Consider the following 236-nt stretch of genomic DNA (forward strand, 5'->3'; position numbering starts at 1 on the left):
TTGATGGCGGTGGTGGCCAGGCGGGCGCCCGAGGCCCCCAACGGATGACCCAGCGCAATCGCGCCGCCCCAGGCGTTGACGCGGGCGTCGTCGTCTTGCAGGCCCAGCAGGCGCAACACGGCCAGACCCTGCGCGGCAAAGGCTTCGTTGAGCTCGATCACGTCCATCTGCGCCAGCGTCAGGCCGGTCTGGGCCAGCACCTTCTGCGTGGCCGGCGCCGGGCCGATGCCCATGAT

General features: G+C 71.2%; 1 pseudogene. It reads right to left on the reverse strand.

What is annotated here, in order from left to right:
- Nucleotides 1-236: pseudogene (locus HA630_RS01210) on the reverse strand (3-oxoadipyl-CoA thiolase); the annotation flags it as partial.

It is taken from the genome of Aquabacterium sp. A08 (genome assembly GCF_011742065.1).